Source organism: Mycetocola sp., from assembly GCF_025464835.1.
Lineage (GTDB): Bacteria > Actinomycetota > Actinomycetes > Actinomycetales > Microbacteriaceae > Mycetocola_A.
The window spans coordinates 1-15,328 of record NZ_JAODMP010000105.1 but is presented as its reverse complement, the minus strand read 5'-3'; the positions used below and the strand labels follow the sequence as shown (position 1 = coordinate 15,328).

At 64.8% G+C, this 15,328-nt stretch carries 15 protein-coding genes, 1 tRNA gene and 1 pseudogene; 8 read left to right on the top strand and 9 right to left on the bottom strand.

Going from position 1 to position 15,328, the window contains the following annotated elements:
- Positions 1-5 precede the first annotated feature (5 nt).
- A tRNA-Met gene (locus tag JWP90_RS13085) sits at positions 6-79 on the top strand.
- 455 nt (positions 80-534) lie between these two features.
- On the opposite strand, the gene JWP90_RS13080 is transcribed toward JWP90_RS13085, so the two are convergent.
- The 4 genes from JWP90_RS13080 to JWP90_RS13065 form a co-directional block, all read right to left on the bottom strand.
- Positions 535-759, bottom strand: a complete 225-nt coding sequence (locus JWP90_RS13080) for a hypothetical protein (protein WP_297365063.1) — start codon at positions 757-759, stop codon at positions 535-537.
- Positions 760-886: 127 nt separating this feature from the next.
- A complete protein-coding gene (locus JWP90_RS13075; RefSeq protein ID WP_297365060.1) occupies positions 887-1,291 on the bottom strand; it encodes an ATP-dependent DNA ligase in 405 nt (134 codons plus the stop codon).
- Positions 1,292-1,447: 156 nt separating this feature from the next.
- Positions 1,448-2,698, bottom strand: a complete 1,251-nt coding sequence (locus JWP90_RS13070) for a peptidoglycan DD-metalloendopeptidase family protein (RefSeq protein WP_297365057.1) — start codon at positions 2,696-2,698, stop codon at positions 1,448-1,450.
- A gap of 420 nt (positions 2,699-3,118) precedes the next feature.
- Complete coding sequence (locus JWP90_RS13065; protein WP_297365055.1) at positions 3,119-3,445, bottom strand: hypothetical protein; 327 nt, start codon at positions 3,443-3,445, stop codon at positions 3,119-3,121.
- Between the two features lie 82 nt (positions 3,446-3,527).
- Here JWP90_RS13065 and JWP90_RS13060 point away from each other — a divergent pair, with 82 nt between their 5' ends.
- On the top strand, positions 3,528-4,355 hold the full coding sequence (locus JWP90_RS13060; RefSeq protein ID WP_297365052.1) for a carbon-nitrogen hydrolase family protein: 828 nt from the start codon (positions 3,528-3,530) through the stop codon (positions 4,353-4,355).
- Position 4,356: 1 nt separating this feature from the next.
- Here the strand turns inward: JWP90_RS13060 and JWP90_RS13055 are convergent, their stop codons facing one another.
- On the bottom strand, positions 4,357-5,556 hold the full coding sequence (locus JWP90_RS13055; protein ID WP_297365048.1) for an aminotransferase class I/II-fold pyridoxal phosphate-dependent enzyme: 1,200 nt from the start codon (positions 5,554-5,556) through the stop codon (positions 4,357-4,359).
- A 211-nt stretch (positions 5,557-5,767) separates the two neighbouring features.
- On the opposite strand from JWP90_RS13055, the gene JWP90_RS13050 reads away from it, so the two are divergent.
- From JWP90_RS13050 to JWP90_RS13030, 5 genes are all read left to right on the top strand, one after another.
- On the top strand, positions 5,768-7,354 hold the full coding sequence (locus JWP90_RS13050; RefSeq protein WP_297365045.1) for a trypsin-like peptidase domain-containing protein: 1,587 nt from the start codon (positions 5,768-5,770) through the stop codon (positions 7,352-7,354).
- Between the two features lie 123 nt (positions 7,355-7,477).
- Positions 7,478-8,566, top strand: coding sequence for a glycosyltransferase family 2 protein (locus JWP90_RS13045; protein WP_297365043.1), 1,089 nt, complete (start codon positions 7,478-7,480; stop codon positions 8,564-8,566).
- Positions 8,547-9,362, top strand: coding sequence for a CDP-alcohol phosphatidyltransferase family protein (locus JWP90_RS13040; RefSeq protein WP_297365040.1), 816 nt, complete (start codon positions 8,547-8,549; stop codon positions 9,360-9,362). Before JWP90_RS13045 ends, JWP90_RS13040 begins: the two co-directional genes overlap by 20 nt.
- Positions 9,355-10,230 carry a glycosyltransferase gene (locus JWP90_RS13035; protein ID WP_297365037.1) on the top strand — a complete coding sequence of 292 codons (876 nt, stop codon included), beginning with the start codon at positions 9,355-9,357 and terminating at the stop codon, positions 10,228-10,230. The genes JWP90_RS13040 and JWP90_RS13035 overlap by 8 nt, the downstream gene beginning before the upstream one ends.
- An 18-nt stretch (positions 10,231-10,248) precedes the next feature.
- On the top strand, positions 10,249-11,598 hold the full coding sequence (locus JWP90_RS13030; protein WP_297365034.1) for a CDP-glycerol glycerophosphotransferase family protein: 1,350 nt from the start codon (positions 10,249-10,251) through the stop codon (positions 11,596-11,598).
- Here the strand turns inward: JWP90_RS13030 and JWP90_RS13025 are convergent.
- From JWP90_RS13025 to JWP90_RS13010, 4 genes are all read right to left on the bottom strand, one after another.
- A complete protein-coding gene (locus JWP90_RS13025) occupies positions 11,595-12,431 on the bottom strand; it encodes a hypothetical protein (RefSeq protein WP_367182734.1) in 837 nt (278 codons plus the stop codon). The genes JWP90_RS13030 and JWP90_RS13025 overlap by 4 nt on opposite strands.
- A gap of 87 nt (positions 12,432-12,518) precedes the next feature.
- Positions 12,519-13,256, bottom strand: coding sequence for an ABC transporter ATP-binding protein (locus JWP90_RS13020; protein WP_297365031.1), 738 nt, complete (start codon positions 13,254-13,256; stop codon positions 12,519-12,521).
- Positions 13,256-14,065 carry an ABC transporter permease gene (locus JWP90_RS13015; RefSeq protein ID WP_297365028.1) on the bottom strand — a complete coding sequence of 270 codons (810 nt, stop codon included), beginning with the start codon at positions 14,063-14,065 and terminating at the stop codon, positions 13,256-13,258. The genes JWP90_RS13020 and JWP90_RS13015 overlap by 1 nt, the downstream gene beginning before the upstream one ends.
- A gap of 72 nt (positions 14,066-14,137) precedes the next feature.
- Positions 14,138-14,830: a phosphocholine cytidylyltransferase family protein gene (locus tag JWP90_RS13010; RefSeq protein WP_297365025.1), complete on the bottom strand. Its 693-nt coding sequence runs from the start codon at positions 14,828-14,830 to the stop codon at positions 14,138-14,140.
- 253 nt (positions 14,831-15,083) lie between these two features.
- Here JWP90_RS13010 and JWP90_RS13005 point away from each other — a divergent pair.
- Positions 15,084-15,328, top strand: a pseudogene (locus JWP90_RS13005) (hypothetical protein); the annotation flags it as partial.

Genomic DNA, 15,328 nt, shown 5'->3' with positions numbered 1-15,328 from the left:
TGTGCCGCGGGGTGGAGCAGTTCGGTAGCTCGCTGGGCTCATAACCCAGAGGTCGTAGGTTCAAATCCTGCCCCCGCAACAAAGAAGGCCCGGAATCGTGAAGATTCCGGGCCTTTTGCTTTGCCCCGTGCCGTGCCGTCCCGTCTCGGTCAGGCCGGAGCTGCGACTCTCGAGTGTTCACGCAGCCCGTCGAGCGTGCTCCAGGCAGTCCACGCGCCGCGCGCCGCGAAGCAGGATATTGAAGCGCCACATGGCGACGCCACGTAACAGGCGTCCCACGACTGCCAGCAGGAGCCCGAGCAGGAAGGTGAAGGTCAGGGTCCGGTTGGGGCGTGAGAGACGACCAGGAGATGAGCAGGCCATAAACCACGACGACGTGCTCGTGGGCACCGCATCAGGAGCAGCACAGATTCTCCCGCTCGACGTTCCGTTTGTGAAGGGAGCACCACATGGCCGGAGAGGATGCCGACACGACAAAGGACCGGGATTCGGATCCCGGTCCTTCGTGTTTGGGGTCGAGCGAGGCGTCAGCCGCTAGGAACGCTGGACCGCCCGTTTCGCTTCAGCCAGGCTGCTGAACAGGCCGAGTGGCTCACTGCGCCCGTTCCTGGCTGCGTAGCCGTGAGTGGAGACCTTCTCGATCAATCCGATGAAGTTGCCTGCCGTGTTGCCGGCCCAGAGGCCCGTCGCGACGGGTACCCAGACTGTGCTTTCAGGCGCTTCGGTGCGCGAAGTTGAGTGGACAGCTTCGATGGTCATTCATGCTCCTGGGTTTGGGATCTTCCACCAGCGCAGTCATCGGTGACCGGTGTTTCAGTGAATGATCACTTACAGCAAACGGGATTTCTCGCGCGCCAACAAGGGCTTGACTTCCCGGGGGAATGTCCTACGGAGCGTGTTGCTCAGGGGGACGGAACTCGGTCGGTGGTTTTTCGTCAGGATTCCCGATTCCGTGTTGCGAATTCGGCTCGCCTCCGCGGCCTGCGGTGGGCTGGTGTGAACCGTCCTCGCCGAAGACGACGAGTCCGTGGGCGCTGTTCGCTGATGCTGTGAGCTCGGCGATCCACTGCCGGTTGATCGTCGGCGGCCGACTTCCCCAGAATTTGAAGTACAGCGGGATCGATGGGTGCAGCCAGACCGAGCTCCGTCCGTTGCCGATGCTGACGGCATCCTTCCAGGAGAGGAGGAAGCTCTCGCCGCACCGGAGCTTCTGCACAATGACGATCTGCAGGTGCGCCAGCAGCCGGTCGTCGAATTCGACGACCACGCCGTCGTAGGTCAGGGTACCCATAGCGACTCTTTCATCGGCTAGATGAACGATCCGGCGTACCGATCGTTTGATCTACCCGTCGGCTCTGACGGGTAGTGCCGATCATTGCCGGTTCAAGTCAGAATCGCAAGCAAAAACGTGTCGCGCGAGACGGCAAGTCCGAAGACACGCCGAAAATCAGACGGTGACCCCGCGTTCGCGCAGGAAGGGTGCGGGGTTGGTGTGTTCCCCGTCGACCGAGACCTTGAGGTCGAGGTGGCAGCCGCTGACGACACCGGTGGCGCCGACCTCGGCGATGATGGTGCCGCCTTCGATCACGTCGCCGACGGAGACGCTGTAAGAGCCGCTGAGGAGGTGGCCGTAGATCGTCTGCAGGCCGTTGCCGTGGTCGATGATGACTCGGTTGCCGAAGGCTCCAGCGTTCCCGGTGAAGCTGACGGTCCCGGCGGCGGTTGCTTTGATCGGCGTCCCGCACGCGCCGCCGAAGTCGATTCCCTCGTGGAAGGCGCTCGAGCAGCCGGCGCTGTTGCAGATGAGGCCGCGGGGGCCGTACTTCGATGTGATCTCGCCAGGCAGCGGACGCCACCAGCCGCTCGTGGACGGCGCGAGGTAACCCGCAAGCGATGCTGCGCTGTCGTAAACGTATCCAGCGGCGGCATAGGTCTGTTCAAGCTCTTCGGCGGAGGTCGCAGAGTAGCCATCGCGCTCGACCTGGGCGAGGGTGACGTTCTCGCTGACGCTCAGAGACTGCGTTGCGAGGGTGTCATGTGTCAGGGCGGCGTTGGCATCGGTGATCGACGCCGCGGAGCCGTCTCCGGGGGAGAAGGCGTAGGCGGGAAGCGCCACGGTGCCGAGCAGTGCGGGGACGGCAAGTGCGATGATCGCGGGGGAGCGAAGCGAGCGCCAGCGGGAGGTCCTGGGTGTACTCGCGTGCGGAACCGCTCGTGGTGCTGGAACTGGTGCAGCGTCGGAGGCGGAAGCGAACTGGGGCCGGTGGAAGGCGCTCGGCGGCGCGATGAACGCCGCAGCGATCGAGGACGAGTCGCAGGCGGAAGGCAACGGTACGAAGGTATCCGCTGGTACGGGTGCATCGTGGGTGCCGGCAGGGGGCTGGGGGAGGACAGGGTTTTCCGACTCCGCGTCGCTTGCGGTCGGGTCCGCCCACACCGGTGCGATCGCCTCTTCGACGATGGGCACGTCCTCCGGGCTCGTGGGGCGCTCGGCCCTCACTGCAGCCCTGGCGTCGCGGCGGCGGCGCGGGGGAGTCGGCTCGACAACGACGGGCGCGGACGCCTCATCAGCGGGCGGGGGCGTGTTCTGCGCCGCTGCATCCGCTGCGGCACGTTCACGCAGGCTCCGCCGGCTGGGCAGGGCGTTCGCCTTGAGGGTGGTCTCCCGGATGCTTCGCTGTCGATCGCGACGGGTCAACGGACCAGTTTCAGACAGGTGATCACCAGCATTCGCCAAGGTTTGTTCTCCGGCGCCCCAAAGCGACATGCCAAATGACGCTGCCTCGTCTGCAGCAGAATCGTGTGTGACCGCGTAAGTAGACGAGAAGGGGCATCTCACGCACGGTCCTTCGGCTCAGTACGAGCCATTGGGACTACTTAGACCCTACGGGAATTGCGGTGATATTTCACCTCGAAAACGACCTAAGTTAACGGATTGGTAACGACGACGGACGCAAAATGCCCGCGTTTAAGCGCATCGCGCGACCATATCGACACCCGAAAAGGGGGTTGGACGCAACATTATGACGAATCCTCGCGTTTGCCCACGGTCGACCGTCAGTCGAGTCCATGCAAACGCACAGGTAACTCCGAGGGGCGGGCGTGCGCCTGATCGCCGTCAGGCCTTGCGCGCAGCAGCCTGCTTCGTGGCCTCTGCCTCGCTGAGCAGATGCAGGCCCCGTGGCCCGAAGGAGGAATCGGCGAGGACCTCAAGCCATTGCCGGTTCAGCTCGGGAGTCTTGCTGCCGACGAAGCGGAACTGGATCGGGATCGAAGGGGAAACCCACACCGAGACCCGGCCGGAGCCTTCTTCCGGGGTGTGTTCCCAACTGACGAAGAACCCCTCCTGTCGCCTCAGCTTCGAGCCGATCACGATTTTGAGGTGCGCGAGGGCCCGGTCGTCAATTTCATATTCAGAGCCATCGCCATAGACCAGGTATCCCATGCACTTATTGTGCACGACTTCTGGCCACACCCGCGCCAGGCCGGGCCGACAATTTTTCCAGCGCGTTGCCTAAGCTGGGGCGATGATCGAACATGCGCCCGTGGGAGTGGCCGTCGCTCAGTTCGCGCCAGGGGCTGATGCGGAGGCGAACCTCTTCGCCATTCGCGTTCTCGCGGAACGCGCTGTGGAGCGTGGAGCGTCCGTCGTGGTGTTCCCCGAATACTCGAGTTATTTCAGCGAACCGATGGGGCAAGATCTCGTCGACCATGCCGAGTCACTCGGGGGCGCCTTCGTCCAGTACCTGGCCGGTGTGGCCCAGGAGCTGGGCATCCACGTGGCAGCGGGACTCGTCGAGCGCACGGAGGCTCCGTCGAAGTTCGCGAACACGATCGTGGTGTTGTCGCCGGAAGCGGAACTTGTGGCCAGGTACCGCAAGCAGCACCTCTACGACGCGTTCGGGCAGAAGGAAAGCGACTGGGTCGTCCCCGGTGAACTCGACGACCCCGAGCTGTTCGAGGTCGGCGGCCTTCGGTTCGGCATCCAGACCTGTTATGACATCAGATTCCCTGAGGTGACCCGGCGCATCGTCGATGCTGGAGCCGACGTGGTTCTCGTTCCGGCGGAATGGGTGCGAGGCCCGCTCAAGGAACACCACTGGCGCACCCTGGTGACCGCGAGGGCCATCGAAAACACCATCTACATGGCGGCAGCAGACCACGCTCCGCCCACCGGCGTCGGGAACAGCATGCTGATCGATCCATCGGGCACACAGCTTGCGGGGATCGGGACGGAGACCGATGTCGCGGTCGGGTTCGCGTCCGCTTCGATGATTGCGGAGGTACGCGCGATCAATCCGGCCCTGCATCTGCGCCGCTACGCTGTCGTGCCGTTGACCGGGTCGACGGACTGAGTCAATCGCGGCCGAGGGCGGCAAGGCGGGTAGCGGCCTCCTGCAGCACTGATTCCTTCTTGCAGAACGCGAACCGCACAAGCGAACGGTAGTCCGGGTGGCGGTCGGCGTGAACGAACGCCGTGATGGGGATGCCGACGACTCCGACGAGCGACGGGAGCCGGCGACAGAATTCTGCCGCATCTTCGACTCCGAGAGCCGAGGCGTCCGCGACGATGAAGTAGGACGCGGACGGGAGTGACAGTGGGAAGCCTGCGGCGCGAAGCCCGTCCGCGAGGATATCCCGTTTAGCCTGCATCTTCGCTGCCGTTTCCCGGAAGAAACTGTCAGGCAGTCGGAGTCCGGTCGCCATGGCGGGCTGGAACGGCGCGCCGTTGACGTAGGTGAGGTACTGCTTGACGGTCGTCACCGCGGTCACGAGCGCAGCGGGACCGGTAGCCCAGCCGACCTTCCAGCCCGTGGTGTTGAACGTCTTCCCTCCAGACGAGAGGGTGACGGTCCGTTCCCACGCTCCAGGCAGCGACGCCACCGGGATGTGCGTTGCGCCGTAAATGAGGTGTTCGTAAACCTCGTCGGTGACGATGATGGCGTCGTGGCGGTGAGCCAGCTCGACGATGAGTTCGAGCGTGGCGCGGTCGAGGACGGCCCCCGTCGGGTTGTGAGGGTTGTTGACGAGAATGATCCGTGTGCTGTCGCTGACGGCACGGCGCAACTCGTCGTGGTCGGGTTGGAAGGTCGGCCAGCGGAGTTGCACGGTTCGGTGTTCAGCCCCGGCGAGGGCGATCAGTCCGCCGTACGCGTCGTAGAACGGTTCGAAGGTGAGCACCTCGTCGCCCGGCTCCACCAGCGCGAGGATCGCAGCGGCCAGGCCTTCCGTGGCGCCCGCGGTGACCAGGACGTCTGTGTCAGGGTCGAGGGTGAGGCCGTAGAAGCGCTTCTGGTGCTCAGCGATGGCGAGCCGCAGGTCCGGGATTCCACGCCCTGGCGGGTACTGGTTTTCCCCGTTGCTGATGGCTTCCCTCGCGGCCTCGAGAACTTCTTCGGGGCCGTCCTCATCGGGGAATCCCTGGCCCAGGTTGAGGGCGCCCGTCCGGGCTGCCAGCGCGCTCATCTCGGCGAAGATGGTCGCCGCGATCGAGCCATCCGGTGCGAGGAGCCCTGCCCCAGCCGCCGTGCGTTGCCAGCCTCCGTGCTCGTCCATTCTCGCTCCCTTCACCTAGGCGTCGCCGAAAGTCAACGTCATTACCAAAGGTAGTCGGCAGGTTCGTGCCCTCGGGTGCAGGTCGTACGCTTGAAACAGGCCGCGTGGGCGCCGCAGCAAGTCACGGCTGAGGCCAAGTTCGCTCACAGAGTGCGCATAGCGAACGCACAGTTGGACCGTGGAAGCTGGCTGTGCTTGGAAGGAGCATCAGATGAACGAACACCCCCAGGACCCGAACGACTCTCGGGATCCACATGACGCCGCCGGCACGACCCCCGATGCTGATACGGCTTCCAACTCCTGGCAGGCTCCTGCCCCCAACGAGAACATTCCGCCGGCGCCGGCGTACTTCCCGGAATATGCACCGCCGCAGCACGGCGACACCGCGCCGACGGACGCCTCCCCGCAAGCATCCGGCTTCGGTGTCGGGCCGCACGACCAGCCGACCGGTTCCGCAAGCCAGCCGACCGAGGCGTACCCGGCGTTCGCCGGAACCCACCAGCAGTTCTCCGGCCAGCGCTACCCTCAGAACGCACAGAACACACACCCGTATCCCGCCCCCTTCGGTGCTCCGACCCATGGCGTGCCAGGCGAGGCCCGCCCGGCGGGGAAGGCAAAACGCCGCTCCACCGTCGGACTGCTGGTCGCCGGCCTCGCCGTCGGTGCACTCGTCGGCGGCGCGACCGGAGCAGGCACCGCCGCACTGCTCATGGAGAACGACGGAACCACTCTGAGCACCGGCGCCACAGGGCCACGGAACATCACCATCAACGACACATCCGATGTCACGAGGGCAACGGCGATTGCGGCCACGGCTTCGCCGAGCGTCGTCACCCTCGCTGTGCAGAGCTCAGACAGCGGCGGAAGTGGCTCTGGCATCGTGCTCAGCAAGGACGGTTATGTCCTGACCAACAACCACGTCGTCACACTCGACGGCAAGCTGTCCGATGCGAAGATCCAGGTCACCGATAACAACGGGAAACTGTATTCAGCCACAGTCGTCGGCACGGACCCGATCTATGACCTCGCCGTGATCAAGCTCGAGGGCGCCAGCGACATGACGCCAATCGAGTTCGCGAACTCCGACAAGCTCAACGTGGGCGACGTGGCCGTGGCCATCGGCGCGCCCCTCGGCCTCGCGGGTACGGTGACAGACGGCATCGTCAGTGCACTGAACCGCAGCATCACGGTCGCGTCGTCTGCAGTGCCCAATGACACCACAGAGGATGACGGATCAGGCGATCCCTTCTTCAACTTCCCCGGGCAGGATCAGGCTCAGGCTCAGTCATCGATCTCCCTCGCGGTGGTCCAGACCGACGCGGCGATCAACCCGGGTAACTCCGGCGGCGCCCTCGTCGACAGCGACGGGAAGCTCATCGGCGTCAACGTTGCGATCGCAAGCGCCGGAGGATCGCAGACCGGAGATCGAAGCGGCAACATCGGAGTGGGCTTCGCCATCACATCGAATATCGCCAAGCGGGTCGCCGACGAGATCATCAAAACCGGTGAAGCATCCCACGGTCTTCTCGGCGCCAGCGTCGGTGACGCCGCCAAAGCGGCCGACAGCTCGGTCGTCGGTGCGCTGATGAGTGACGTCAGCTCAGGCGGGGCCGCCGCAAACGCGGGGCTCGCCGCAGGCGACATCGTCACAAGTTTCGACGGCAAACCGATCACGAACGCAACGGACCTCACTGCCCAGGTCCGGGCGCTCGCGGCCGGTGCGACCGCCGAGGTGATCTACGTCAGGGGCAATGAAACCAAGACGGTCGACGTCACGCTGGGGGAACTCGTCCTCTGACCAGTCGCAGACACCGACTTCGAACGCCCGCGAGCTCTGCTCGCGGGCGTTTCGCGTCGTCGGATCAGGAGCCCGTCGAGACCCCCTGATAGGCTCAACCGACCAATTCATCGAGTGGAGACCATGCCCGAGAGCACATCGACTGGCGCAAGCGCCGAACTCGTCGGAGTCTCATACGTCATGCCGGTTCTCAACGACGTGACCCACGTCCGGGCGGCCGTCGACAGCCTGCTCAACCAGGACTATGCGGGTCCATTCGAGGTCGCCATCGCGGTCGGCCCGTCCATCGACGGCACCAACGAGCTCGTCGATGAGCTCTCGGGGGCCGACGCCCGCATCCGCGTGCTTCCCAACCCGGTGGGTTCGACGCCTGCCGGGCTGAACATCGCCATCGCCGCCACCCGTCATCCGATCGTCATCCGCGTCGACGCGCACTCGGTGCTGCCACGGGACTACGCCCGCATCGCCGTGGAAACGATCCAGCGTACCGGCGCCGACAACGTCGGCGGGATCATGGACGCCCAGGGAAACACCCCTTTCGAGCGCGCGGTGGCGAGAGCCTACGGCAGCCGGGTAGGGCTCGGCGGCACCCCGCACCACGTCGGCGGAGCCCAGGGGCCCGCCGACACCGTCTACCTCGGAGTCTTCCGCCGCGAACCTCTCGAGCGCGTCGGCATGTTCGACGAGCGCATCAAGCGAGGCCAGGACTGGGAGCTCAACCGGCGGATCCGCGCGGCGGGCGGCACCGTCTGGTTCACGCCGGAACTCAAGGTGACCTACAGACCACGGCCGAGCTTCACCGCACTGGCGAGGCAATTCTTCTCCACAGGATTGTGGCGCGGCGAGCTGACTCGCCGGTTCCCGAGCGCGAACACTCTCCGGTACTTCGCACCGCCTGTGATGGTCCTTGGCGTCGGGATCGGTGTGCTTCTGGGGATCGTCGGCCTGGTGCAGGCGGCGACCGGCATGAGAACACCTCTGCTTCTGGGCTGGCTCGTACCCGCGTTGTATCTCGTCCTCGTGGTGCTCGCGACCCTTCTCGTCGCCCGGCGGGACGGCATCCGATCTCAGCTCTGGTTTCTCGTAGTCTTGCCGTGTATCCATTTCTGCTGGGGAGTCGGTTTCGTGCTCGGCTTCCTGTCGCTGGCCAGCAACATCTCAGCGCTGAAAAACGAGAGAACCGGAGGGGCGAGTGTCGGAGGCCTCGACTGAACACCCGCTCAAACCGCGTTCGATCGCGGAACTGAGAGAGATCGCCCAACCGCCGGAGGTGCGGGGGCGCCGCAATGCTGAGCACTGGACGGCGTCACTGTACCTGCGCGACCTCTCGCCGTACCTGACGTGGCTGCTGCTCCGCACGCGCATCTCTGCGAACGGCGTCACCGGCCTGATGATCCTGACCGGCTGGTCTGTCGCTGGTGCGCTCCTCATTCCCGGTATCTGGGGTGCCCTGCTCGGGCTGATCCTCGGCCAGCTGCAGATGCTCGTCGACTGCAGCGACGGTGAAGTTGCCCGGTGGCGCCGCACGTCCTCGCCCGCGGGGGCCTTCTTGGACGCCGTCGGCCATTACTCCACCGAGTCCCTCATCCCGCTCGCACTGGCGATCCGCGCGGCCGGGTACCCGTTCGAGACGCCCACCGACTACGTGTACACGACCCTCGGCGCCCTCCTCGCGCTGGTCATCGTGCTGAACAAGGCTCTGAACGACATGGTGCGGGTGGCCCGCGCCAACTACGGTGCGCCGAAGCTGACGTACACCGAGGGTGAATCCGCGCCCAGCGGAGGGCTGCTCGCCGCTGCACGTCGGGTAGCGAAATTCCTGCCGTTCCATCGGATCTTCCACTCGGTCGAGCTGACGATGGTCATCTTCGTCGCAGCGGTCGTCGGGCTGTTCGTCGGCGAGCTGGTCGCCATGCGCGGCGTGCTCGTTATTCTCCTGGTCCTCGGCACGGTGACCCTGTTCGGGCATTTCGTAGCCATCATGTCGTCGAAACGCGTCCGTGCCTGAGCCGACCCCGCAGGTCGGGGTCGTCGTTCTCACGCAGGGGACACGCCCGGACGACCTGGAGCGCGGCATTCGAAGCGTGCTGGCGCAGACGGGCGTCGTCCTCGACGTCGTCGTCGTCGGCAACGGGTGGCAGCCTGAGGGACTGCCGGCGGGTGTGCGCGGACTTGGGTTGCCCGAGAACGTCGGTATCCCCGCCGGTCGTAACCGCGGCGCTGACGAGGTCTCGGGGGAGTACATCTTCTTCCTCGACGACGATGCGTTCCTTCCGGATGCCGGATTCCTGGAATCCTGCGTCGCTTTGGTCGGCGCGGACCCGGGCGTCGGCCTGGTGCAGCCTCGGCTGACGGACCCGACAGGGGAACCGGCACCACGACGGTGGATACCGCGCATCCGCAAAGGGGACGCGCGAGACTCCGGCGACGTCTTCTCGTGCCTCGAAGCCGCCGTGTTCCTGCCGCGGCATGTCTTCGACGCCACCGGTGGCTGGGCGTCACCGTTCTTCTACGCGCACGAAGGCATCGAGCTGGCGTGGCGTGTGTGGGACCAGGGCAAACGGGCATGGTACGCCGGCAACCTCGAGGCGCACCATCCCGTCGTCATACAGACACGTCACCCGGAGTATTACCGTCTCAACGCCAGGAACCGGGTGTGGTTGGCGCGCCGCAACCTTCCCCTGCCACTGATTCCGCTGTACGTCGGCGCGTGGACCGGCGTCCAGATCCTGCGCTGGCGGCGGCAGCGGGCGGCTCTCGGTGCCTGGTTCGGCGGTTGGCGTGAGGGCTGGCGCACGAACCCGGGCGAACGACGGCCGCTCCGGTGGTCAACCGTGTGGCGGATGGCCCGAGCCGGCCGACCGCCGGTGATCTAGTTGGTTACGCTGGTACTCATGGGTTTATTGAGGGACGCGCGAAAAGCAGTGAAGATCGGGCGAGACCTTCTGGCGAATCGCCGCGCACGCGCCGAACTCTCGCAAAGGCTGGCCCAGCTGCCTGGGCTGGAGGCAAATAAGTACAAGATCGCGGTCTACTTCGCCGACGGCGAAGTGAACATGTACCAGATCCGACAGTGGTACAAGCCGCTTCAGGTGCTCGGCCGCACCTGGCCAGTGGTGGTGCTCAGCCGGGGCGCTACCGCGGCCACCAGGCTCTTCGAGGAGTCACCGTTGCCGGTGGCCTATGTGCGCACCGTCGTCGCGCTCGAACGCACCCTGGAAGAGCAAGACATCCGGATCGTGTTCTACGTCAACCAGAACACCAAGAACTTCCAGATGTTCCGGTACGGCCAGCGCTGGCACGTTTTCATCAACCACGGTGAGAGCGACAAGATGTACATGACGACGAACCAGTTCAAGGCCTACGACTACAGCTTCGTCGCTGGAGACGCTGCAATCGCCCGCCTCCGGAAGGTCCTCTGGGACTACGACTTCGACAAGAGGGCCATCCGGATCGGCCGACCGCAGGCCGACCATTACTCAGGGGCGCTCCCATACACGCCTGACGAGCGCACCGTCGTGCTCTATGCGCCGACCTGGGAAGGCGACCGCCGTGCCGCCGCTTACGGTTCGATCGCCTCGCATGGGGTCGAGCTCGTCCGCGCGCTGCTCGCTACGGGCACGCACCGGGTGATCTATCGCCCTCACCCTCGAAGCGGCGTCGCCGACTACGCCTACGCTGCCGCGAACCGCGAGATCATCGGGATGCTCGCCGCCGCGAACTCCGCCGACCCGGCAGCGCACCATGTGCACGACACCGGCTCCGAGCTGGGTTGGCAGCTGTCGGCGGCTGATGTAGCCGTGGTCGATATCTCCGCGATGGTCTACGACCGTCTCGCGAGCGGAAAACCGCTCCTGGTCACCCGCCCTGCCGACCCTGAGGCTCTCGTGGACACGAACGGGTACCTCTCCGCGTGTGAATGGCTCGACGCGACGGAGGCGTCCTCGATCGTCGCCCTGACCGACCGGGTACTGAACGACCCGGAGACCGTCGGACGGCTCGATTTCTGGGTGCGTCATTACTTCGGGGACCCCACGCCCGGCGCGGCGACCCAACGATTTCACGATGCCGTCGAGCAGCTGATGGGGGAGTGGGACCGGTACGCCGCCATGCACGCCGGCGACGAGGCCACACAGCTCAGGTCCGTTGCGGCTTCGCCGACGGGTTCGGTTCAGACTGCAGAGGCTTCAGCCGACCTGACGCAAGCCCACGGAACCGGCGAAGACGACGACGACCTCCGTTAGGCCTCAGGCAAACCCTCGTCGCGGCGTCGCGGCCTTCTGCCCAGGGGCAGCCGCTCGCGGAGCTGACGGATCGTCGGGCGAGCCGTTCGTTCCCGTGGCTCGAGTTCGAGGGGAAGAAAGAGCGGTGCTGGGCCGAAAGCCGATCGCGCCGCGTGAACGACCTGGCGGCCCGCGAAGTTGTTTCCGGCGCCGCCGATGGCCGCTCCGATTCCGAACGGCATCGCCTTCCCGACGAGCGATGATCCCTGGTTGAGGATGAATCGTTTGAAGAAGCGGCGTTTGAGCCCGTCGACGACAGAGCCCATCATCGCCTGGGGCACTTTCCGCGTGACCATCTCACCCCAGAACACCGGCCGGGTCGGCCCGCCGTGGAGCGCCTGCCCCGCGAACTGGTGAACCAGGTCCGTTCCAGCCTTGCCGAGCATGAGCGTCATCACGAGAGCGCGCGCTCGCACCGGGTCGTCGACCGTGATCCCGTGTACTTCAGCGACCGACTGGGCGAACAGGGCGGTCGTCTCGAGGAATCCGACGGTTTCGGCTCCAGCGAGACCCAGGGTCAGCGCCGTGCCGAAGCCGGGAACCATGGCTGTCGCACCGACCGCGGCGCCTCCACTCGTGACGGCCGTGAGGTAACGGCGTTCGAGGATCCTGACGAGCTGCGCCGGGGTGGCGTTCGGATGCGCGCGCCGCAACGCGCGGATGTGCGCAACGACCACAGGACGCTGGACGGAGAGCGCGCGGTCGACGCCGCGCAACCACAAGGGCGAGGGTTCCGCTTCGGATCCGGGCGTTGTGGCATCCAGAATTCTCATCTGTTCGCCTGATGTGGTCATGGAGTCCCCCTGCGACGTCGTTGGGGTCCCAGTCTAGGTTTCCGCGCTGGGAAGTCGCAGGGCAGGCCCAAGGGTTCCCTTGCGTGCTCAGCGGTGGTATTCGGCGTTGTATCGGTCGAGGACGTCGGCGATCGGACCGTCGAGTTGGAGCTTGCCCTTGTCGAGGTACAGGCCGCGGGTGCAGAAACGTCGCAGGTCCTTCTCGTTGTGTGAGACGAAGAAGAGGGTGCGCCCTCCTGCCAGCAACTCTTCGATGCGGCGGTAGCACTTCTCCTTGAAACCGCGGTCCCCGACGGCGAGCACTTCATCGACGAGGATGATCGGCTCGTCGAGCATGGAAATCACGCTGAAGGCGATCCGCACCTTCATTCCGCTCGAAAGGTGCTTGTAGGGGGTGTCGATGAAATCGCCGATCTCCGCGAAATCGATGATTTCGTCGAAGCGGTCCTCGATCTCAGGCCGGGTCATCCCGTGCAGGCCAGCGGTGAGGTACACGTTGTCTCGCACGGTGAGGTCGTTGACGAATCCGCCCGTTATCTCGATGAGCGGTGCGACGCCGCCGTTGACCTCGACCCGCCCTTCGTCGGTGAGCACGACGCCGGCGACAAGCTTGAGAAGGGTCGACTTGCCCTGGCCGTTGCGGCCAACAACACCGATCGCCTCGCCGGCCTGCACCTCGAACGAGACGTTGCGGAACGCCCAGAATTCGCCTGGGCGAGAACGCCGGTCACGGTTCGAGAACAGGTCCTTGAAGTTGCGGCGGCCACCGCGGTTACGTCGAAAGCGGATGCCGACGTTGTCGACGCGAATGACTGGTTCACCCATCACAGTTCCTTCAGCACGGTGCGCTCGGATCGTTTGAACACCCACAAGCCGATCACGAGGAAGAGCAGGGACATGCCGGCGGACACGACGACGGCATACCAGTCGAGTTGTTCGGGGAAGAAAGCGGACCGATAGAGCGAGAAAATTCCGGCAAGCGGATTGAACACCGCAAAGGGCTGCAGTTCGGTGGGGAGGTCGCTCAGCCCGTACACGATGGGGGAGGCGTAGAAGAGAAACCGGAGAATGAGCTTCACTGCCCGTTCGAGGTCACGGAAGAAGACCACGAGCGGGGCGACGATGAGACCGATCCCTACGGTGAGAACGCACTGGATGAGAATGGCGAGCGGGAAGAAAACCGCCTCCCAGTGCAGGGAAGTGCCGTCGTTCACGACGGCGAATACAGCGAGGACGGGAAGGGCCGCGAGAAACTCGATGCCCTTCGAGAGCACAAGGCGGTTGACCCAGATCGTGCGGGGAATCGACGTCGAGCGCACAAGCTTCGCTTCGCGGAGGAACGCGCGGGTGCTGTCGGAGACCGCGCCGTTGAACCACATCCACGGCAGCAGGCCCACGAGCAGGAAGACGATATACGGCTGTTCCCCGATCCGGCCGCCGCGATCGAACACGACGGCGAAAACGAACCAGTAGATCCCAGCCATGACCAGCGGATCCAGGATCGACCAGACATAGCCGAGCACACTCGTCGAATACCGGACACGCAGGTCACGCTTGGTCAGCAGCCAGAGAGCGTTGCGGTAGCGAGTGAGGTCTGAGCGCTGCGGCGGTCGTACGTCGGCGGTTGAACTCACAGCCACCAACCTAGCGGCAAAAAAAGACCGGCACGGTCAACGGACGCGTGCCGGTCTTTCTTTACAGCGTTCTCAAACGAAAAGGTTCGCTCGCTCAAGGTCTTCGGCGAAGTCGACCTCGACGGCGTACAGGTCCGAGATGTCGACAGGCTCGACGAGCAGGGCGTCCTGTTCGATGGCGAGCTCGATTCCCCGTTCGAAGTAGTCCTGGTCGCCGACCCGTGCCAGCTGGCGGAGGAGGTTCGCCTTGTCGTCGCGCGAGATGTAGTTGATGCCGACGGCCTCGCCGAGGCCGCCTTTGACGGTCTTCGACAGTTCCTTGATGTAACCCTCGGCGCTCGTCGTGTACTTGACCTCTTCGTCAGAGACCTTGGAGGTGTTCACGGTGACGAACGACTGGTCGCGGGCCATCATGGCAGCGGCGCGGTCGAGGACGGCGGGGTCGAAAACGACGTCACCGTTCATCCACAGGACGCCACCCGGCTGCGACGCGTTCAGGGCGCGCATGAGGCTCTTGGACGTGTTCGTCTGGTCGTACTGCTCGTTGTAGACGAAGGATGCCTCAGGGAACGCTTCGATGATGTGCTCGAGCTTGTACCCGACGACGATGGTCACCTTGACGTTCTTGCCGAACGCGTGGTGGATGTTGTCGAACTGCTGCTGCATGATCGTGCGGCCGTCAGCCAGTTCGGTGAGCGGCTTCGGAAGGGAGCGGCCAAGTCGGCTGCCCATACCGGCTGCGAGTATTACTACCTGGGTCGTCACGGAATTCTCCTCAAGATTGTTAAGGCTATCCGGTCGCCGTATCCGGCGATGTTGTGTGGAATTTACCTGTAAGTCGGTTAAATGACACCCCGTTATGCCATCGACCACGTTAGCGTGACACCCCGATTGGGGACATGAGCCGTGGCACTTATGTTGCGGGATCGTAATACAGCACTGGGGGTTTTGACAGGTTCCGCGGTCAGAAGTCCTGCCCCGCCTCGAATCCCCCAGAGTCAGTTGGTAAGTTGTAGCAGTGACTCCCGAGCCCGATTCCCCCCAGGACGTGCCCGACCGGGAAATGCAGGATGCATTCCTCGTCGGGAAGTCGATGGATGCCTCCGTGCTGTCGACCGACGCAGTTCAGGAGAGCCTCTCGGAGCCCCCATCCTCAACGGCGTCTTCCGGGACATCCGCTGCCCCATCCGGGCGCAAACCGGCGGTCCGTAAGGCGGGCGCGAAGCCGAAAACCGACGCGACCCCTGCGAAGCGACCGGCTGC

What these genes read in the sequence shown, in the direction of transcription:
- JWP90_RS13080 (WP_297365063.1), bottom strand. Translation starts at nt 759, where the DNA reads ATGACCATCGAAGCTGTCCACTCAACTTCGCGCACCGAAGCGCCTGAA.
- JWP90_RS13075 (WP_297365060.1), bottom strand. Translation starts at nt 1,291, where the DNA reads ATGGGTACCCTGACCTACGACGGCGTGGTCGTCGAATTCGACGACCGG.
- JWP90_RS13065 (WP_297365055.1), bottom strand. Translation starts at nt 3,445, where the DNA reads ATGGGATACCTGGTCTATGGCGATGGCTCTGAATATGAAATTGACGAC.
- JWP90_RS13060 (WP_297365052.1), top strand. Translation starts at nt 3,528, where the DNA reads ATGATCGAACATGCGCCCGTGGGAGTGGCCGTCGCTCAGTTCGCGCCA.
- JWP90_RS13055 (WP_297365048.1), bottom strand. Translation starts at nt 5,556, where the DNA reads ATGGACGAGCACGGAGGCTGGCAACGCACGGCGGCTGGGGCAGGGCTC.
- JWP90_RS13050 (WP_297365045.1), top strand. Translation starts at nt 5,768, where the DNA reads ATGAACGAACACCCCCAGGACCCGAACGACTCTCGGGATCCACATGAC.
- JWP90_RS13045 (WP_297365043.1), top strand. Translation starts at nt 7,478, where the DNA reads ATGCCCGAGAGCACATCGACTGGCGCAAGCGCCGAACTCGTCGGAGTC.
- JWP90_RS13030 (WP_297365034.1), top strand. Translation starts at nt 10,249, where the DNA reads ATGGGTTTATTGAGGGACGCGCGAAAAGCAGTGAAGATCGGGCGAGAC.
- JWP90_RS13025 (WP_367182734.1), bottom strand. Translation starts at nt 12,431, where the DNA reads ATGACCACATCAGGCGAACAGATGAGAATTCTGGATGCCACAACGCCC.
- JWP90_RS13020 (WP_297365031.1), bottom strand. Translation starts at nt 13,256, where the DNA reads ATGGGTGAACCAGTCATTCGCGTCGACAACGTCGGCATCCGCTTTCGA.